The organism is Nonomuraea sp. NPDC003560 (assembly GCF_042878785.1).
GTDB lineage: Bacteria > Actinomycetota > Actinomycetes > Streptosporangiales > Streptosporangiaceae > Nonomuraea.
Window position 1 is genome coordinate 63,770 of sequence record NZ_JBIAOF010000009.1, and the last position, 15,894, is coordinate 79,663.

Consider the following 15,894-nt stretch of genomic DNA (forward strand, 5'->3'; position numbering starts at 1 on the left):
GATCGGGCGTCCCGCCCTCGGCGTTCCAGGTAAAAGTACGTACAAGAGATCCGCCGCCTTGACCCATTGGAGACGATCTGCACATGCAATACCTGATCTCAGTGATCGACGACAGGACCAATTCGGCCACCCCGGAGGAGCACGCGGCGATCGACGTGTTCAACGAGCGCCTCCGGACCCAGGGCCACTGGGTCTTCGCCGGCGGCCTCGCCGCGCCCGCCACGGCCACCGTCATCGACAACCGGGGCGCGGAGGCGATGGTCACCGACGGGCCCTTTCTGGAGTCCAAGGAGTACCTCGCCGGCTTCTGGATCATCGAGGCCCCCGACCTCGACGTGGCGCTCCGGCTCGCCGCCGACGGGTCGAAGCACTGCAACCGGAAGGTCGAGGTGCGACCGTTCCTGTGACCGACGTCCGCGAGGCGGTCGCCCGGGCCCACCACGAGGAGTGGGCGCGGGTGGTCGCCGCCCTGACCAGGCGCTTCGGTGACCTCGACATCGCCGAGGAGGCGGCCGCCGAGGCGTTCGCGACCGCCGTCGAGCGGTGGCCGGCCGACGGCGTGCCGCCCAACCCGGGCGCCTGGCTGACCACCACCGCCAACCGCAAGGCCATCGACCGGATCCGGCGCGAGAGCAAGCGCGACGACAAGCACAGGAAGGCTCAGATGTCCCACGACGCCCCACCCGAGCCTGCCGGCGCCATCGACGACGACCGGCTCCGGCTGATCTTCACCTGTTGTCATCCGGCGCTGGCGATGGAGGCCCGCGTGGCGCTGACGCTGCGCCTGGTCGCCGGCCTGACCATGCCCGAGATCGCCCGCGCCTTCCTGGCCCAGGAGAGCGCCGTGGGGCAGCGGATCACCCGCGCGAAGGCCAAGATCAAGGCGGCGCGCATCCCCTACCGGGTGCCGTCCGCCGAGGATCTCCCGGCGCGCGTCTCCGGCGTGCTCGCCGTGCTGTTCCTGGTCTTCAACGAGGGCTACCTGGCCACCGGCTCCGGCACCGATCCCGTACGGCACGAGCTGACCGCCGAGGCGATCCGGCTCACCCGCCTGATCCGCGCCCTCCTGCCGGACGACGGCGAGGTGACCGGGCTGCTGGCGCTGATGCTGCTCATCGAGGCCCGCCGCCCCGCCCGGGTCTCGGCCGGCGGCGAGCTGGTCGCGCTCGACGAGCAGGACCGCGGGGCCTGGGACGCGGCGCTGATCGCCGAGGGCCACCGGCTGGTGCGCGAGCGTTTGGCCGCGGCCGCCGCCGGGGTGGCGCCGGGCCGCTACCAGATCCTCGCGGCGATCAACGCCGTGCACACCTCCGCCCGCGACATGCGCGACACCGACTGGTCGCAGGTCCTCGCCCTGTACGACCAGCTCGTCCGCGTGGACCCCTCGCCGATCGTCGCGCTCAACCGGGCCGTCGCGGTCGCCGAGCTCGACGGGCCCGAGGTGGCGCTGGCGGCCGTCGACCCCCTCGGGGACAGGCTGGCCGGGTACCACGCCTACCACGCCACCCGCGCCGACCTGCTGCGCCGGCTGGGCCGCGGCCAGGAGGCGCGCGCCGCCTACGACAGGGCCATCGACCTGGCCGGCAACACCGCCGAAACCGCCTCGCTGACCCGCCGCCGCGACCGGCTGCGGCCCGGGTGATCAGGCGGCCTTGCCGCGGGCGATGTAGAGCTTCATGTCGGTGAAGTCGAGGGTGAGGTTGTAGGGCTTGAAGAAGCAGTGGGCGAAGTGGCCGATCCCGTCGAAGCCCGACCCGTAGGGCCAGGGCACGTTGACCGGCATGTTCGGGTCCGCCTCGCAGTAGACCCGCTGGGCGACCGCGTCGCCGAGCCGGATCTCCTCCGGATAGCAGGGGTGGGTGACGGTCGGGTGGCTGTGGGCGAACGTCTCGATCGGGCGGTCGAGGTCGACCCGGACCCCCAGACGTCTGGCCACCTCTCCTGGCATGCCCGCGGCGATCTCGCCGACCCCGCCGAGGTTCACGCCCACCACCCGCGGGCCGGACCCCGCGATGCTGCCCACGCTGTGCACGTCGTGGTCACGGGACAACCACATCGGCAGCGGCTCGGCGCCCGCCCGCGCGGCGGCGGCGCGTGCCTCCCTGGCCGTCTCGGGGGTGCGGCGGCGCAGGATGAGGTGCCGGCCCGCGTAGTCGAACGTGGTCAGCAGGTGGTAGAAGACCCACGTGCCGATCAGGCCGTCGCCGTCGGTGCCGACGTCGGCGCCGGACTCCGTCGACGACCAGCCGACGGGGACGTTGCGCAGTTCGATGCCGCCCAGCCTGAAGGAGTCCAGCATCCCGTAGTGCACCCAGATGGGCGTGCCCTCGAAGTCGGTCTTCTGGCTGACGACGGCCTTCAGCCCCGCCTCCTTGGCCGCCGACGCGGTCAGGCTCAGGTTCGGGGCGCCGGTGTAGAACGTGAAGCGCTTCGCCGGTCCGCCGTTGACCGAGGCCTCCACCAGCGGCCGCGGGTCCATCTGCAGGAACCGCACCCGGCCGACGTCGCCCTTGATCTGGTACGCCTCCCCGCTGATCGCCGCGAACCACTTGGCGTAGTCCTCCGCGCCGGCCGCCTTCCAGCACGGAACGGAGAGGGCGAACTTGTCCTGCCGGATGTAGCAGTCGCCCAGGAGCTCGTTGGCCTCCTTGTCGCCGGGCGCCAGGCGGACGGCCGTCTTGAGGTATTTCTCGGCCTCGGGGAACCGGTTGGACAGCAGCGCGACATGGCCGCGCCGGCGGGCCGCGTGCAGGTTCCCGGGGTCCTTCTTCAGGATCTCCTCGTACGCGCGGCCGGCCTGCTCGAACTTCCCGGCCTTGAACAGCGCGTCGGCGTCGCCGCCGTCGGCCAGCGCCGTGGCCGCCCCGTCCAGCAGCGGCGCCGTCGCGGCGGCGCCGGCCAGCACGGCGGCCCCCCGGAACAACGAGCGCCGGTCCCATCTCCCGTCATCGGCCGAAGCCTTCTCCCTTTCCATGCCTCCCAGTCAAGGGGGACGGCTGTTGCCGTGAAATATGCGTTTTTCGATACGCCCGCGATACACCCGGTCGCGGCGGCCGGTCCTGCCACAATCGTCGGATGCGTTTGTGGACGGTGCAGCACCGGGCGGTCCTGGCCACGCTGGAGACCGGCGGCGAACTGGCCGGCGACTGGGCCCGCCTGTCGATCCCGTCGTACCGGCCGGTGTACGAGGCGATGGTGGGGGAGATGGCCAGGCGGGGCCTCGACTGCCGGGGCCGTCCGCCGGTGTGGGCGTGGCCCGGCCCGGACACCCGCGACGCCACGGTGGCCGTGACCGCCGAGGCCCTGCTCTGCCCGCAGACCGAGGAGGAGTACGCCCGTTACGTCGTCCTGGACCTGGACGTGCCGGACGACCTGGTCCTGCTCAGCTCGTACGGACGCTGGAACGACTTCATGGAGGCGGTCCTGCTGGGCGCGGGCCCGGCCGCCATGGACTGGTCGATCGGCGAGGAGGAGGTCGCCGGTGTGCAGGCGTGCCTGCCGTACGTGCCGGCCGGCTGCGTGCTCGGCGCCCGCCCTCTGGAACCGTTCGACGAGTCCCTGGAACCCACTGCTTGACGCGACGCCCCGGCGGAACGGCTCGCCGCCGCCGGTCAGATCACCAGGCCGCCGGAGACGCGCAGGTTCTGGCCGGTGATCCATTGGGCGTCGGGCCCGGCCAGGAAGGCGACGACGTTGGCGATGTCCTCCGGACGTCCCAGCCGTTGCAGCGGCGTCAGGGCCACGGTGTGCTCGATGGCCTGCTCCAGGTGCTCACCGGCGGCGGCGCGCATCATGTCCGTGTCGGTGGCGCCGGGGGAGACGCTGTTGACCGTGATGCCCCTGGGGCCGAACTCGCGGGCCGCGACCGCGGTGATCGACTCCAGCGCCGCCTTGCTGGCGAAGTACAGGGCCAGGCCCGCCACCGCGCCGCTGGAGGAGATGTTGACGATCCGTCCGCCGTCACCGAGCCTTTCCGCGGCGGCCTGCATGACGAAGAACGGGCCCTTGGTGTTGACCGCCATCACCTCGTCGAAGTCGCTCTCGACGGCGTCGCGGATGTCTCCCATCGGGTTGATCGCCGCGTTGTTGACCACCACGTCCAGACCGCCCAGGCACCGGTCGACCTCGCCGAAGAGGTGCTTGAGGTCCTCCATGCGCCCCTGGTCCGCCCGTACGGCGATCGCCCGCCCGCCGAAGGCCGTCACCTCGGCCACCACCGCCTCGGCCGCCGCCCGGTCGCGGTGGTAGGTGAACAGCACCGCCGCGCCCTCGCGGGCCAGCCGCTCCACGATCGCCCGCCCGATGCCCCGCGATCCGCCGGTCACCAGTGCGTTCTTGTTCTCCAGCGTCCCCATGTCGACTCCTCGCCGTAGGCGGCTCCCCTGATGGGAGCCGGTCACAGCGAAGTCGGAGCGGCGGCGCCGGTCTCGACGTCCGCGCGGGAGAGAATTCCGGCCTGCCCGGCCGTACGGCCCCCAGCGGTGCTGAGGGCCGTCAGAAGCGGGGGATCAGACGCCGAACGCCGCCGCGTAGCGGATGACGCCGTTCGGGACCGGCCGCTCGGGGTCGAGGGCGAGCGCCATCATGTACTTGTCCTCGACCTCGAATGGCGGCCGGATGCCGAAGCCGGAGGCCGGCGTGAAGCCGAACCGCGGGTAGTACTCGGCGTGACCGAGCACGACCACCAGGTTCTCGCCCTGCTCACGGGCCGCGCGCAGGGCGGCGCGGATGGCGGCGGAACCCGCCCCCTGTCGCTGGCGTCCGGGCCGCACGGCGCACGGGCCCAACGCGACGGCGGGGGAGTCGCCGACGTGGCAGCGGGTGAGCAGCGCGTATCCGGCGAGCTCGCCGCCGGGAGCCTCGGCCAGCCAGGCCAGGCCGGGCAGCCACGCCTGCGGGTCGGCCCGCAGCGCCTCGACGAGGTCGGCCTCGTGCGGGCCGGGGAAGGCCGAGAGGTTGATCTCGCGGACGGCTGCGGCGTCGGCGGCGTTCTCGGGACGGGTGATCCAGGTAGAGGTCATGATCGGGTTCGTCTCCTTGTCCTTCTGCGGATGCGGGACCTGGCCGGTGTTCGTGGGGGACGGAACGGACGGGCGGGGGATGCGGCCGGTCATGACTGCCGGTCCCGGAACCTGTAGGTGGCGCGCAGGTGACCGGTGATGGCCTTCTTGTGGTTGACGCGCTCGTCGCGCAGCCGGGCGTCGGTCCGCGAGGCCGCCCAGGCGTTCTCCCGTTGCAGCTTCCGGTAGCTGCGCAGGCGGCGTCCGGACAGCTCACCCGACTGGATGGCGGCCTGGACCGCGCATCCCGGCTCGGTGTCGTGGGCGCAGTCGGCGAAACGGCAGAACGCGGCGAGCTCTTCGATCTCGGCGAAGACCTGCTCCAGGCCTTCGGCGGCGTCGTGCAGGCTGATCCCGCGCAGGCCGGGCGTGTCGATGAGGACCCCGCCGCCCGGCAGGGGCAGCAGCTCGCGGCGAACGGTGGTGTGGCGGCCCTTGCCGTCCTGCGCCCGCACCGTGCCGGTGGCCAGCAGGTCCGCGCCGAGCAGCGCGTTGCCGAGGCTGGACTTGCCCGCGCCCGAGGGGCCGAGCAGCACGGTGGTGCCGCGCACCAGCGCGGCCAGCACGTCGATGTCGCGACCGGTGGCGACGCTGGTGACGAGGACGTCCACGCCGGGCGCCAGCGCCTCGACCTCGTCGTGGACGGCCCCGGCGTCGTGGGCCAGGTCCGCCTTGGTCAGGACGATCACCGGCTGCGCCCCGCTCTCCCAGGCCAGGGCGAGCAGCCGTTCCAGCTTGGCCGCGTCCAGGGGCGTGGCCAGGGACAGGGCGATGAGCACCGTGTCGACGTTGGCGGCCAGCACCTGTCCATGGGAGGACCTGGACGCCGACGAACGCACGATCGCGCTGTGCCGCGGCAGCAGCGCCACCAGCTGCGGCTCGGCGCCGGGGCGCAGCGCGGCCCAGTCGCCGGTGCACGGCGTCAGGAGCGGGTCGGGCGGGTGCGGCGCGGCGAACGTGGCCCGCGCCGGGCCCTCGGCGGTGACCGCCGTGCACAGGCCGCGGTCGACCCGGGAGATCCGGGCCGGGACGAGGCCCGCTTCGTAGTGTTCGGTGAAGGTTCGGTCGAGTGTGCTGGTCCACCCGTACCGGGACAGGCCGGATGGATCGGTGTACGTGTGTGACAACGTGAGACCCTTGCGGAGAAGGGGCCCCGACGAGACGTGGACGTCACCCCGCCTGATTCATGCAGGGAGAGGAAGTGGGTCAGACCGGGGCCCGGGACGTGAGGTCGGTCCGGGCGCTGCACGGGGCAGCGGTCTTCACCGCGGTCATCGAACCTCACCTCCCTTCCACACAGATCCAGTACCGGACGAACGGCAGCCTAGCAGCTGTCCGGACACCGGGGCTCACTCCTCCTGGCGGAAGATGATCGCGGTGCCCGACGCGGCCTCGGCGGGCACGAAGATCTCCTGGCGGCCGGTCACGCGTACGGGCACCTCGTTGCCGCGCAGGTGCTGTCGCGTGGCGGTGATGTCCCGCACCGACACCGTGCAGGCGACGAACGCGGGCAGGGCCGCGGGCTGCTCACCAGGCAGCAGGTCGCCGAGCGCCGAGGCGGTGACGACGGTGACGTCCGCCCGGTCGAAGACGTGCGGCCGACCGTCGCGCGCCTGCCCGAAGTAGGTGGCATAACGCCGCATCAGCGCGGGGAGCGCCTCGTCGGCGACGCACAGCACGCATTCGACCAGCCCGGTGGCGCCGTTGGGGTGGACGGTGTGCGGCTGGACGCCGCCCGGTCGGGCCGGCGCGTTCTCGGCGAATCCGATCCTGCCTTCCGGCACGCGCCCGGCGGGCAGGCCGGGGGCGGAGATCTCCAGGTATCGGACCGGTTCCATCGTGGTGCCGGTGCGGGTCTCGACGGGGCGCTGCACGGCGTGCACGCCGGCATGGTCGACGCCGGCCGCGGTCAGTCCCGCGGCGATGACGTCGATGTCGGGCGTGTCGGCGATCATGATGTGCAGGCCCTGGAACCGCTGCAGGAACGACGCGATGTTGGCGGTGGTGGCGCCGACGGCGGCCAGAAGTCCGGGCAGCCTGTCGTCGGGCACCCGCAGCGGGATCGGCCGGGCCTCGCCGGGCAGGTGGCCGGCGTCGTCGATCACGGCCACCAGCTCGATGAAGTTGCGCGGGAACTGCACGTGCGCGTTGGCCACGCCGAACGGCTCGGCGGCTCCTCCGGCGACCCGCGGCAGCATGGGGTAGGTGGGTGCGGCGACGGTGAAGCCGAGTCGGCGGTAGGTGTTCATGGCCTGGGTCATGTCGTGCACGATGTGGCCCACGTGGTGCAGGCCGGTGATGTCGTCGCCCATGGTGAAGAGCCTCCATGCGTGCGGTCCTGGGGGCGTGTTCCCCTGATCGGAGTTTTTGAGAGTACACTATGGTTTGATAGTGATCTATCAGTATTGCTTCGGTAGAGTGTCCCGCATGGGAGAGGGCGGGCTGCGCGAGCGCAAGAAGGCCAGGACACGGGAGACGATCCTGCGCGAGGCGTTCAGGCTCTTTCGTGAGCGGGGCTACCACGCCACCACCACCGAAATGATCGCCGAGGCCGCCGAAGTCTCTCCGGCCACCTTCTTCCGCTACTTCCCGACCAAGGAGCATCTGGTCGTCCTCGACCGCTTCCCGCCTCTCACCGAGGCGTTGGCCGCGCAGCCGCCGAGCGCCCCCGTCCCCCTGCTGCGGGGTGCCTTCCGCGCCGCCTTCGCGTCCCTGTCGCCGGAGGAGATCGCCGCCGGGCGCGCCCGGGAGGTGTTCGCGGTCACCGTGCCTGAACTGCTGGCCGCCAACGTGCGCAGGAGTCCCGGCCTGATCGCAGAGGTCCGCCGGCTCGTGGCGGACAAGTCCGGCTGTGCTCCTGACGACCCGCGCGTACGCGACGCGGTCGGCGCGGTCTTCGGCATCGTGGCCATGGTCTGGATGCAGTGGGCCCACGATCCCGGCCTGGACGGCCCGGCTGAGATCGACACAGCGCTGGCGCACCTGGAAGCCGGCCTGAACCGCGCCTAGATCGGCTTGTGGCCGGCGCCGATGAGGGTGTCGGAGGCGGGGCCGGTCCAGTCGCCGTAGCCGTGCAGGTGCAGGCGGGGCTCGGCCAGGACGCGGGTGCCCTCGGTGGCGATCACGCCGCCGGGGCCGTGCAGCCGCAGCGGGGCCAGGTGGTGGAGAGCGGGACGGAAACCGGTGCCCCACACGATGGCGTCGAAGGCCGCCGCGCTGCCGTCGGACCACGTCACCCCGTCGGGGGTGATCCGGGTGAACATGGGCTCGGCCTTGAGCACACCCCGGTCACGGGCCTCGCGCACGGGCGGGACGGCGATGATGTCGCCCAGGTCGGGGATGTCACCGGGGTCCCGTCCGGCCAGGACGGCCCGGTAGCGGCGGGCGGTCAGGGCGAACACGGCGCGGCCGTCCAGCTCGTCGGGCATCAGCCGGGGCGGGCGCGACGTCGCCCAGGCGACCTCGGTGACCCGCGACAGGTCGGCGAGGATCTGCGCGGCGGAGTCGCCGCCGCCGACGACCAGCACCCGGCGGCCACGGAAGGGCTCGGGACCGCGGTCGCACCGCGGCGGGCCGGACGATCGGCAGGCGGTAACGCCGCTCGTAGTCGGTGAAGTAGGAGACGACGTGGGGGGCGTCCGGGTAGCCGTCGCCAGGGGGAGTCGGCATCATGCGGCCGGGCAGCGAGCTGTGCCGGGCGAGGGTGAACAGGCCCAGCGACGGCCAGACGTGCCGCCACGCGCCGCCGGGGGCCTCTTGTTCGATATCAGTCGAAATTATAGATCGTCGCAGAAGGTGCGAATCTCGGTCATCGGTGCGGTGACTATCGTTGCGGGAACCGGCACCCTCGCCGTTAGCGTCGGCGCAGCGGTCGGCGGCCTCATCGCCGATCCCTGTCGAACGGAGCATCCGTGATGAACGTCGATGTGATCGTCGTCGGAGCCGGGCCGACCGGGCTCATGCTCGCCGCAGAGCTGGGCCTGGCAGGGGTGGCGGCGGTGGTCGTCGAACGGCTTCCCCGGCGCAGCGGGCAGTCCAAGGCGCTCGGCATCCAGCCCCGCTCCGCGGAGGCGCTGGAGTTACGCGGTCTCCTCGAACCCCTCATGGACCGGGCGATCCAGCGGGTGCCCGGCGGGCATTTCGCCGGGCTCCGACTGGACTACACCGCCTGGGACACCCGGCATCCGTACTCGATCGGCATCCCCCAAGGGCGCGTCGAGGCGCTGCTGGAGGAGCGGCTCGGCGAGCTGGGCGTCCAGGTCCTGCGCGGGCACGAGGTGACCGCGCTGTCGCAGGACGCCGACGGGGTCGAGGCGACCCTGCTCGGGCCCGCGGGCGGCGGGTCGCGGGTCACCGCGCGTTACCTGGTGGGCTGCGACGGCGGCCGCAGCACCGTCCGCGAGCTGCTGGGCGTCGGCTTTCCCGGCCTGGACGGCAGGCTGCTCTCGGTGGTCGCCGACATCACGATCGCCGACCCGGACGGCGCCGTGCCGGAGACCTGGACGCTGCCCGTCATGACGCCCGACAAGACCGGCAAGGGCTACATCGCGCCCATCGGCGATGGCGTGCACCGGTTCCTGTTCTACGGGGCCGAGCAGCAGGCGCTGTCCCGCGACACCCCGATCACCGAGGAGGAGGTGCAGCGGGCGCTGCGCAACGAGTTCGGCCCGGGGGTCCGGCTGACGGGCGTCCGGTGGGCGTCCCGGTTCACCGACGCCTCGCGGCAGGTCGAACGGTACCGGCACGGCCGGGTCCTGCTCGCCGGGGACGCCGCGCACATCCACTCGCCCATGGGCGGGCAGGGACTCAACCTCGGGCTGCAGGACGCGTTCAACCTGGGCTGGAAGCTGGCGGCCGAGGTCGGCGGATGGGCGCACGAGGGGCTGCTCGACAGCTACCACTCCGAACGGCATCCGGTCGGCGCGCGCGTGCTGGCCAACACCCGGGCGCAGGCGGTGCTGATCGTGCCCGAGGAGGAGAACCTGGCCCTGCGCGACATCGTCGAGCAGCTCGTCCGGGTGCCCGAGGCCAACCGGATCGTCGCCGGCATGATCTCCGGGCTGGACGTCCGCTACGACCTGCCCGGCCGCCGCCATCACCTGCTGGGACGCCGCGTCCCCGACCTCGACCTGGTGACGTCGTCCGGGCCCGAGCGGGTGGCGCGGCTGCTGCGCGACGGCCGCGGCCTGCTGCTGACGACCGCCGACGAGGCGGCGTTCGCGCGGGCAGCCGGGCCGTGGTCGGCCAGGATCGGCCGGGTGCACGCGCAGGCGGAGCTCGGGGCGGACGCCGTCCTGGTACGGCCCGACGGCTACGTCTGCTGGGCCGGTTCCGTCACCGACGTCTCCGGCCTCACCGACGCCCTGACGCGGTGGGCGGGCGCTCCCGCCGGTGAACGTCCCTGAACGATCACCGGTCGCGCGCGGCCTTGACCGCCACCGGCACGATGGCCAGCGCCAGAACACCGCCGCCGACGGCGAGGAGCGGGTAACCGGCGACGGCGACGACGAGGCCCGAGGCCATGCCGCCGGCGGCGCCGGCGATCGCGATGGAGACGTCGACCCAGCCCTGCGTCCCGGCCCGGGTGGCCGGCGGGACGGCGTCGGTGATGATCGCGGTGCCGGAGACGAGGCCGAGGTTCCAGCCCAGCCCCAGCAGCGCGAGGGCCACCGCGTACGCGGCGACGGAGTCGTCGGGGGCGACGGCGGCGAGCGTTCCGGCGGCCGGCAGGACCAGCCCGGAGGCGGCGGCGACCGCGAGGGGGCCGTGGCGGTCCACGAGCCGGCCGGTCAGCGGCGAGGGCAGGTACATCGCGCCGATGTGGATCGCGATGACCAGGCCGGACGCGGCGGCGCCGGAGCCGCTGTCGTGCATGTGGACCGGCGTCATGGTCATGATCGCGACCATGACGACCTGGCTGAGCACCATGACCAGCGCACCGGCCGGCACGCCGGGGCGGCGCCGCGCGGCGTCCGGACGCGGCCGGTCGGCGGCGTCCTCCGGCGCGGCTGCGGGGTCGGCTTCGAGTACGCGGGCCAGCAGGAGCGGGTCGGGACGCAGCCAGACGGCCAGGACCAGGGCGGCCAGCGCGTAGGCGACACCGGCGAGCAGGAACGGCCCGGCCAGGTACGGGATGCCGAGGACGGCGGCGAGGCTGCCGGTGGGCGCGGCGAGGTTGGGCCCTGCCACGCCGCCCAGGGTGGTGGCGACCAGCACGGTGGACACCGCGGCCGCCCGGCGTGCGGGGGCGGCCAGGTCGGCTCCGGCGTAGCGGGCCTGGAGGTTCGTGGCGGTGCCGGCGCCGTACAGGAAGAGGGAGAGGAACAGCAGGCCGGGGTGGCCGGCGACGGCGGCGACGATGACGCCGCCGCTGCCGACGGCGCCGGCGAGATACCCCAGGGCGAGGCCGGGGCGACGGCCGCGGGCCTGGGAGAGGCGCCCGACGGCGACGGCCGCCAGGGCGGAGCCGGCGGTGCCCACGGCGCTGGGCAGCCCGGCCAGGCCGGTGGAGCCGAGCATGTCCTGGGCGAGCAGGGCGCCGACGGTCACGCCGGCCGCCAGCCCGACGCCGCTGAGGACCTGGGCGATGACCAGGACGATCAGGGAGCGGCGCTGCGCCTCGACGCGCGGGACGTCGGCTGCCCGGACGGGCACGTTGGTCGTCACGAGAGAGCTCTTTCGAAGAGGGGGTGCATCGACGGCGTGGCGCAGGCCCGCAGGCGTGGTCAGGCCCGGTCGCCCAGGTCCAGGCGGTCGAGCAGGCCGCCGGCGGTGAAGGCGGCCACCAGGTCGTCGCGGCCCTCGGTGAAGTGGGCCCAGCTGTCGTAGTGCACGGGCACCACCCGGCGGGCGCCCAGGATCCCGGCCGCCGCCACGGCCTGCGCGCTGTCGAGGACGATCAGCCGCCCGTCGAACAGGACGGAGAACCGGGGCCCACCGGCGAAGAGCACGGCGGTGTCCACCGGGCCGAACCGGTCGGCGATCTGCCGGACCGCGTCCAGCGAGGCGTTGTCGCCGCTGACGTAGACCGTGGGCAGGCCCTCCCCGGTCAGGACGAACCCGACGACCTGGCCGATGATCGGTTCGACCTCCTCGCGCGGGCCGGGGCCGTGCACGGCGGGCACGCCGGTGACGGTGATCGTGCCGCCGTCGCGGCGGTCCAGCTCGATCGACTCCCAGTCGGCCAGCCCCCTGGCCGTGCCGCCCAGCCGCTGCCCGCCCCCGGGCGTGGTGAGCGTGAGCGGGACGTCGGCCAGCAGCGCGCGGCCCGCGTGGTCCAGGTTGTCGGGGTGCTCGTCGTGGGAGAGCAGGACCACGTCGATGCGGCCGAGGTCGGCGGGCGTGGCGGACGGGGGAGCCGTCTTCGTCAGCCGGCCGCCCGGCACGTGGTAGTCGCCGGGGGCGTCGAAGGTCGGGTCGGTCAGGAAGCGCAGGCCGCCGTACTCGAACAGGGCGGTGGGACCGCCCAGGACGCGGACGGGGATCTGCTCGATGGGCGCGCCAAAGTTGGCCATGCGAATTCCTCACGGATGGGAAGCGGTTTATCCGTGATGACGGTAACGGTGTCTCACGGACGAGCGCAAGCCGTACCATGAGACACATGAGCGAGACGCCGACCGCCGAGTCCGTGCTGCCGCCCGCGCCGGGGGCGGAGGACCACCTCGCCCTCGACTTCGTCAACAGCGCCATCGCGCTGCCCGGCGGGCAGTTCGTCGACCTGCTCGGCACCCCGGCGGCGACGAATCGCTGGCTCGCCGAGCGCGGCCTCGCGCCGGCCGACGCCGGGGTGCAGGAGATGTGCGCGACGCAACTGCGCTCGCTGCGCGAGCACGTCAGGGCGTTGTTCAGCGCGCGGGTCGCGGGGCTGCCCGTCCTGCCCGCGGCCCTGTCCGCCGTCAACGACGCGCTGAGCAAGGCCCCCACCGCCGCCCTGCTGTACTGGGACGACAAGAACGGCCCCTACCGCGTGACGCCGTGCCCCACCAACGAGATCCTCGACCGCGCCCTCGCGACCCTGGCCGCCGACACGGCCGACCTGCTCACCGGCCCCGACGCCGAACGCCTCACCAGCTGCGGATCTCCGCCCTGCAACCGCTACCTGCTGCGGCACGGCCGCCGCCACTGGTGCTCCACGCGGTGCGGCGACCGCGCCCGCGCCGCCCGCGCCTACGCCCGGCGCACCCAGCCCACTCCCGGCTGACCGCCCGCTCCGGTGTGGCGCACGTCACATGTTCGGCTGTCACAGGACGCGGGTCTCCGGCATCTCTTGGTCGAACCACTGAGAAGCAAGGAGCACATCATGGAAACCCGCCTCAACCTCTTCGGCAGCCCGGTCGTCGCCAAGGCCCTGGGACACTACGGCGCAGCGGCCCCGGTGCTCATCCAGGAGTCGGCGTTGCCGGCCACGACCCAGAACCTGGTGATGCTGCGCGCGAGCCAGATCAACGGCGACGGCTACGCCACCGACGTCCACGGCACGAACGCCGCGCACGCCGGTGAGACCCTCACGCGCCTGAACCTGGTGGCCACGTGGCGCGGGTCGACGGTGTTCACCGACGCCGAGCGGGCCGCCCTGGAGCTGACCGAGCAGGGCACCCGCATCGCCGACGGCGCCGGCGGCATCACCGACGAGGCGTGGGCGAACGCCGCCGAGCACTACGACGACGACCAGCTCGCCGCGCTGGTGGCGTTCATCGCGCTCATCAACGCCACCAACCGCTTCGCCGTCATCAACCGGCAGCGCGGCGGCGCCTACCGGCCCGCCGCCCGCTGAACGACCCCGGCGACGTCCCCGCGCCCGCTACCGCCGGCCGGGGGCGTCGTCGGCGGTCTGGGTGCGGTCGATGATGTCCAGGACGGCGTTCCTCGTCTCGCGGAAGGCGGCGGCGGTGTCGGCGGCGGCCGCGGTGACGGCCTGGCCGGCGGGGACGATCGCCGGTTCGAGCAGCAGGGCCACGGCGTCGGCGAGGACGTCCGCGGGGTCGCCGGCGCTGGGCGGCGCGGAGTCCGGGACGGACATGGCGGTGCCGAAGCCGGTGAGCAGGGCGTGCATGGCGTACGACTGGTCGGCCAGCGGGCGGTCCTGGCGCAGCAGCCCGTGCCGGCGCAGGACCGGCATGACCGCCTGGCACATCGCGCTGGGCCGGGTGCGGTCGAACAGGTCGCGGTCGCCCGTCTGCTCGGTGAGCAGCCGCACCAGGTCGGCGTCCTTGGTGGCGAGGCGGCGGGCCAGCGGGGAGCTCAGCGCGGTGCGGATCAGCAGCGGAGCCAGGTGGCGCGGCAGCACGGCGGCGGGGTCGGCGGTGATGCGGGCGATGACCGCCTCCAGGAAGGCCAGCAGTTCCCGGGCGAACAGGCCGAGGACGAGGTCCTCCTTGGTGGGCCAGTACAGGTAGACGGTGCCCTTGCCGACGCCGGCCGCCGCGGCGATCTCGCTGACGGTGACCTTCCGCACGCCGTGGTCGGCCACCAGCTCGCGCGCGCTGTCCAGAATGCGGGCGGCCTTGTGCGAGTGGTGTTCGATCAGGCGGCTCACTGCGCTGTCCTCCGGGTCGTGGGGCAGGATGTTCGGTTGTGCGTCAGAGGGCGGCGACGTCGAGGTTCTTGGCCCGCATGTCCTTGTTGTTGAGCATTCTCCTGCCCATGGCCCTGCCGACGCCCGGCATGCGCATCAGGCGCATCATCCCAGCTCTCAGCAACTGCTCCTTACGGTCGTGCGGGGTGAAGATGCGCCGTCCGGGCAGCGCGCTCTCCTGCTGCAGGCGGACGAACGGCCGCATCCGCGTCTCCCAGGCCCGCAACGCCCCGGGCAGGTCGCCGGGGTGGCGTTGCAGCATGGTGCCCAGCAGCTCGCCGCCCGCCATGCCGCTGGAGGCGCCCATGCCCGCGTACAGGGTGACGCACCAGGCGGCGTCGCCGACCAGGACGACCCGGCCACGGCGCCAGCGCGGCATCCTGACCTGCTGCACCGAGTCGAACAGCGCGTCGGGGGCCTGCTCGTAGCGGGTCAGCAGCCCCTCCAGCAGGGGACCGGTGGGCTCGGGGCCGAAGGCGGCGCGGATGGAGGCGACTGGCGGGCGGCGGAACTCGGCGTCGGCGTCGGCGGTGCGGTAGGAGAACAGCACGCTCGGGGCGTGGTCGGCGAACGGGAAGGCCCACACCGAGCGGCCCGGCTCGGCCAGGACCAGCCCCTCGTGCAGGCCGAAGCCGTCGACCGGGCCGTCCAGCACGGTGGCGCCGACCATGTAGTCCATCGGGTGCAGGTACTCCTCGTCGGGGCCGAAGACGAGCCGGCGCACCGTCGAGCGCAGGCCGTCCGTGCCGATCACCAGGTCGAAGCGCTCGGTCACGGTGGCGCCGGACGTGGTGTCGTGCAGCGTCACCTCCGCCGCCGCGTCGTCCTGGGTGATGCGGGCGGGGACGGTGGAGTAGCGGATCTCCACGTCGTCCGGCAGCGCCGCGAACAGGCCGCGCTCCACGTCGCCGCGCAGCAGCGGCCGGGGCCCGCCGGGGAGGAGGGACGGGTTCATCCCGGGACGCCGGCGCCCCGCCCGGTCCACCTCGTAGCTGGTGACATGGGGGCCGCTGCGGTCGCCGATGGCCTCCAGCACGCCCAACCGCCCGGCCGAGGCGACGCCGGCGCCGAACAGCATGATGAAGTAACCGCCGGAGCGGCGGGCAGGCGCCCGTTCCACCACCACCGGCTCCCAGCCGATCTGGCGCAACCGCAACGCGGTGGCGATGCCGGCGATCCCCAGCCCGACCACCAGCGCCCGGCCGGTCGTCCTGCCCGCATGCGTCATGGCGCACTCCTTTCATGAGCTTCCCCGAGCAT

Annotated in this window: 17 protein-coding genes; 7 read left to right on the forward strand and 10 right to left on the reverse strand. The window is 73.3% G+C overall.

The window, feature by feature from the left end; translation table 11 throughout:
* The first annotated feature begins 83 nt into the window (after window positions 1-83).
* Window positions 84-407: a YciI family protein gene (locus ACFYUV_RS31460; protein WP_387674547.1), complete on the forward strand. Its 324-nt coding sequence runs from the start codon at window positions 84-86 to the stop codon at window positions 405-407.
* Entirely contained in the window at window positions 404-1,642 is a 1,239-nt protein-coding gene (locus tag ACFYUV_RS31465) for an RNA polymerase sigma factor (RefSeq protein WP_387674550.1), read from the forward strand. The genes ACFYUV_RS31460 and ACFYUV_RS31465 overlap by 4 nt, the downstream gene beginning before the upstream one ends.
* Here ACFYUV_RS31465 and ACFYUV_RS31470 read toward each other — a convergent pair whose 3' ends face one another.
* Window positions 1,643-2,974, reverse strand: a complete 1,332-nt coding sequence (locus ACFYUV_RS31470) for a tetratricopeptide repeat protein (RefSeq protein ID WP_387674553.1) — start codon at window positions 2,972-2,974, stop codon at window positions 1,643-1,645.
* 101 nt (window positions 2,975-3,075) lie between these two features.
* Between ACFYUV_RS31470 and ACFYUV_RS31475 the strand changes: the two genes are divergently transcribed.
* Entirely contained in the window at window positions 3,076-3,576 is a 501-nt protein-coding gene (locus ACFYUV_RS31475) for a hypothetical protein (protein ID WP_387674555.1), read from the forward strand.
* A gap of 35 nt (window positions 3,577-3,611) precedes the next feature.
* Here the strand turns inward: ACFYUV_RS31475 and ACFYUV_RS31480 are convergent, their stop codons facing one another.
* The 4 genes from ACFYUV_RS31480 to ACFYUV_RS31495 form a co-directional block, all read right to left on the reverse strand.
* Window positions 3,612-4,355 (reverse strand): glucose 1-dehydrogenase, encoded by a 744-nt coding sequence (locus ACFYUV_RS31480; protein WP_387674558.1) that lies wholly within the window; start codon window positions 4,353-4,355, stop codon window positions 3,612-3,614.
* 153 nt (window positions 4,356-4,508) lie between these two features.
* Complete coding sequence (locus tag ACFYUV_RS31485) at window positions 4,509-5,021, reverse strand: GNAT family N-acetyltransferase (RefSeq protein ID WP_387675573.1); 513 nt, start codon at window positions 5,019-5,021, stop codon at window positions 4,509-4,511.
* A gap of 89 nt (window positions 5,022-5,110) precedes the next feature.
* The gene (gene rsgA / locus ACFYUV_RS31490) at window positions 5,111-6,187 is read right to left on the reverse strand and encodes a ribosome small subunit-dependent GTPase A (RefSeq protein WP_387674561.1); all 1,077 of its coding nucleotides are present in this window, start codon (window positions 6,185-6,187) and stop codon (window positions 5,111-5,113) included.
* Between the two features lie 222 nt (window positions 6,188-6,409).
* Entirely contained in the window at window positions 6,410-7,372 is a 963-nt protein-coding gene (locus tag ACFYUV_RS31495) for a VOC family protein (protein ID WP_387674564.1), read from the reverse strand.
* Between the two features lie 115 nt (window positions 7,373-7,487).
* Between ACFYUV_RS31495 and ACFYUV_RS31500 the strand changes: the two genes are divergently transcribed.
* A complete protein-coding gene (locus ACFYUV_RS31500) occupies window positions 7,488-8,069 on the forward strand; it encodes a TetR family transcriptional regulator (protein WP_387674567.1) in 582 nt (193 codons plus the stop codon).
* Here the strand turns inward: ACFYUV_RS31500 and ACFYUV_RS31505 are convergent.
* Window positions 8,066-8,587 (reverse strand): hypothetical protein, encoded by a 522-nt coding sequence (locus tag ACFYUV_RS31505; protein WP_387674570.1) that lies wholly within the window; start codon window positions 8,585-8,587, stop codon window positions 8,066-8,068. The genes ACFYUV_RS31500 and ACFYUV_RS31505 overlap by 4 nt on opposite strands.
* 387 nt (window positions 8,588-8,974) lie before the next feature.
* On the opposite strand from ACFYUV_RS31505, the gene ACFYUV_RS31510 reads away from it, so the two are divergent.
* On the forward strand, window positions 8,975-10,465 hold the full coding sequence (locus ACFYUV_RS31510) for an FAD-dependent monooxygenase (protein WP_387674573.1): 1,491 nt from the start codon (window positions 8,975-8,977) through the stop codon (window positions 10,463-10,465).
* Between the two features lie 4 nt (window positions 10,466-10,469).
* Here the strand turns inward: ACFYUV_RS31510 and ACFYUV_RS31515 are convergent, their stop codons facing one another.
* Both ACFYUV_RS31515 and ACFYUV_RS31520 read right to left on the reverse strand, forming a co-directional pair.
* Window positions 10,470-11,726 carry an MFS transporter gene (locus tag ACFYUV_RS31515; RefSeq protein WP_387674576.1) on the reverse strand — a complete coding sequence of 419 codons (1,257 nt, stop codon included), beginning with the start codon at window positions 11,724-11,726 and terminating at the stop codon, window positions 10,470-10,472.
* Between the two features lie 59 nt (window positions 11,727-11,785).
* Window positions 11,786-12,574 carry an MBL fold metallo-hydrolase gene (locus ACFYUV_RS31520; RefSeq protein ID WP_387674579.1) on the reverse strand — a complete coding sequence of 263 codons (789 nt, stop codon included), beginning with the start codon at window positions 12,572-12,574 and terminating at the stop codon, window positions 11,786-11,788.
* Window positions 12,575-12,660: 86 nt separating this feature from the next.
* Here ACFYUV_RS31520 and ACFYUV_RS31525 point away from each other — a divergent pair, with 86 nt between their 5' ends.
* Together ACFYUV_RS31525 and ACFYUV_RS31530 are read left to right on the forward strand one after the other, a co-directional pair.
* Window positions 12,661-13,260 (forward strand): CGNR zinc finger domain-containing protein, encoded by a 600-nt coding sequence (locus ACFYUV_RS31525; protein WP_387674582.1) that lies wholly within the window; start codon window positions 12,661-12,663, stop codon window positions 13,258-13,260.
* Window positions 13,261-13,359: 99 nt separating this feature from the next.
* Window positions 13,360-13,833 carry a carboxymuconolactone decarboxylase family protein gene (locus ACFYUV_RS31530; protein ID WP_387674585.1) on the forward strand — a complete coding sequence of 158 codons (474 nt, stop codon included), beginning with the start codon at window positions 13,360-13,362 and terminating at the stop codon, window positions 13,831-13,833.
* Between the two features lie 27 nt (window positions 13,834-13,860).
* Here the strand turns inward: ACFYUV_RS31530 and ACFYUV_RS31535 are convergent, their stop codons facing one another.
* Together ACFYUV_RS31535 and ACFYUV_RS31540 are read right to left on the reverse strand one after the other, a co-directional pair.
* Window positions 13,861-14,595 carry a TetR/AcrR family transcriptional regulator gene (locus ACFYUV_RS31535; RefSeq protein ID WP_387674588.1) on the reverse strand — a complete coding sequence of 245 codons (735 nt, stop codon included), beginning with the start codon at window positions 14,593-14,595 and terminating at the stop codon, window positions 13,861-13,863.
* A gap of 43 nt (window positions 14,596-14,638) precedes the next feature.
* Complete coding sequence (locus tag ACFYUV_RS31540) at window positions 14,639-15,862, reverse strand: FAD-dependent monooxygenase (RefSeq protein WP_387674591.1); 1,224 nt, start codon at window positions 15,860-15,862, stop codon at window positions 14,639-14,641.
* Between the last annotated feature and the right edge of the window lie 32 nt (window positions 15,863-15,894).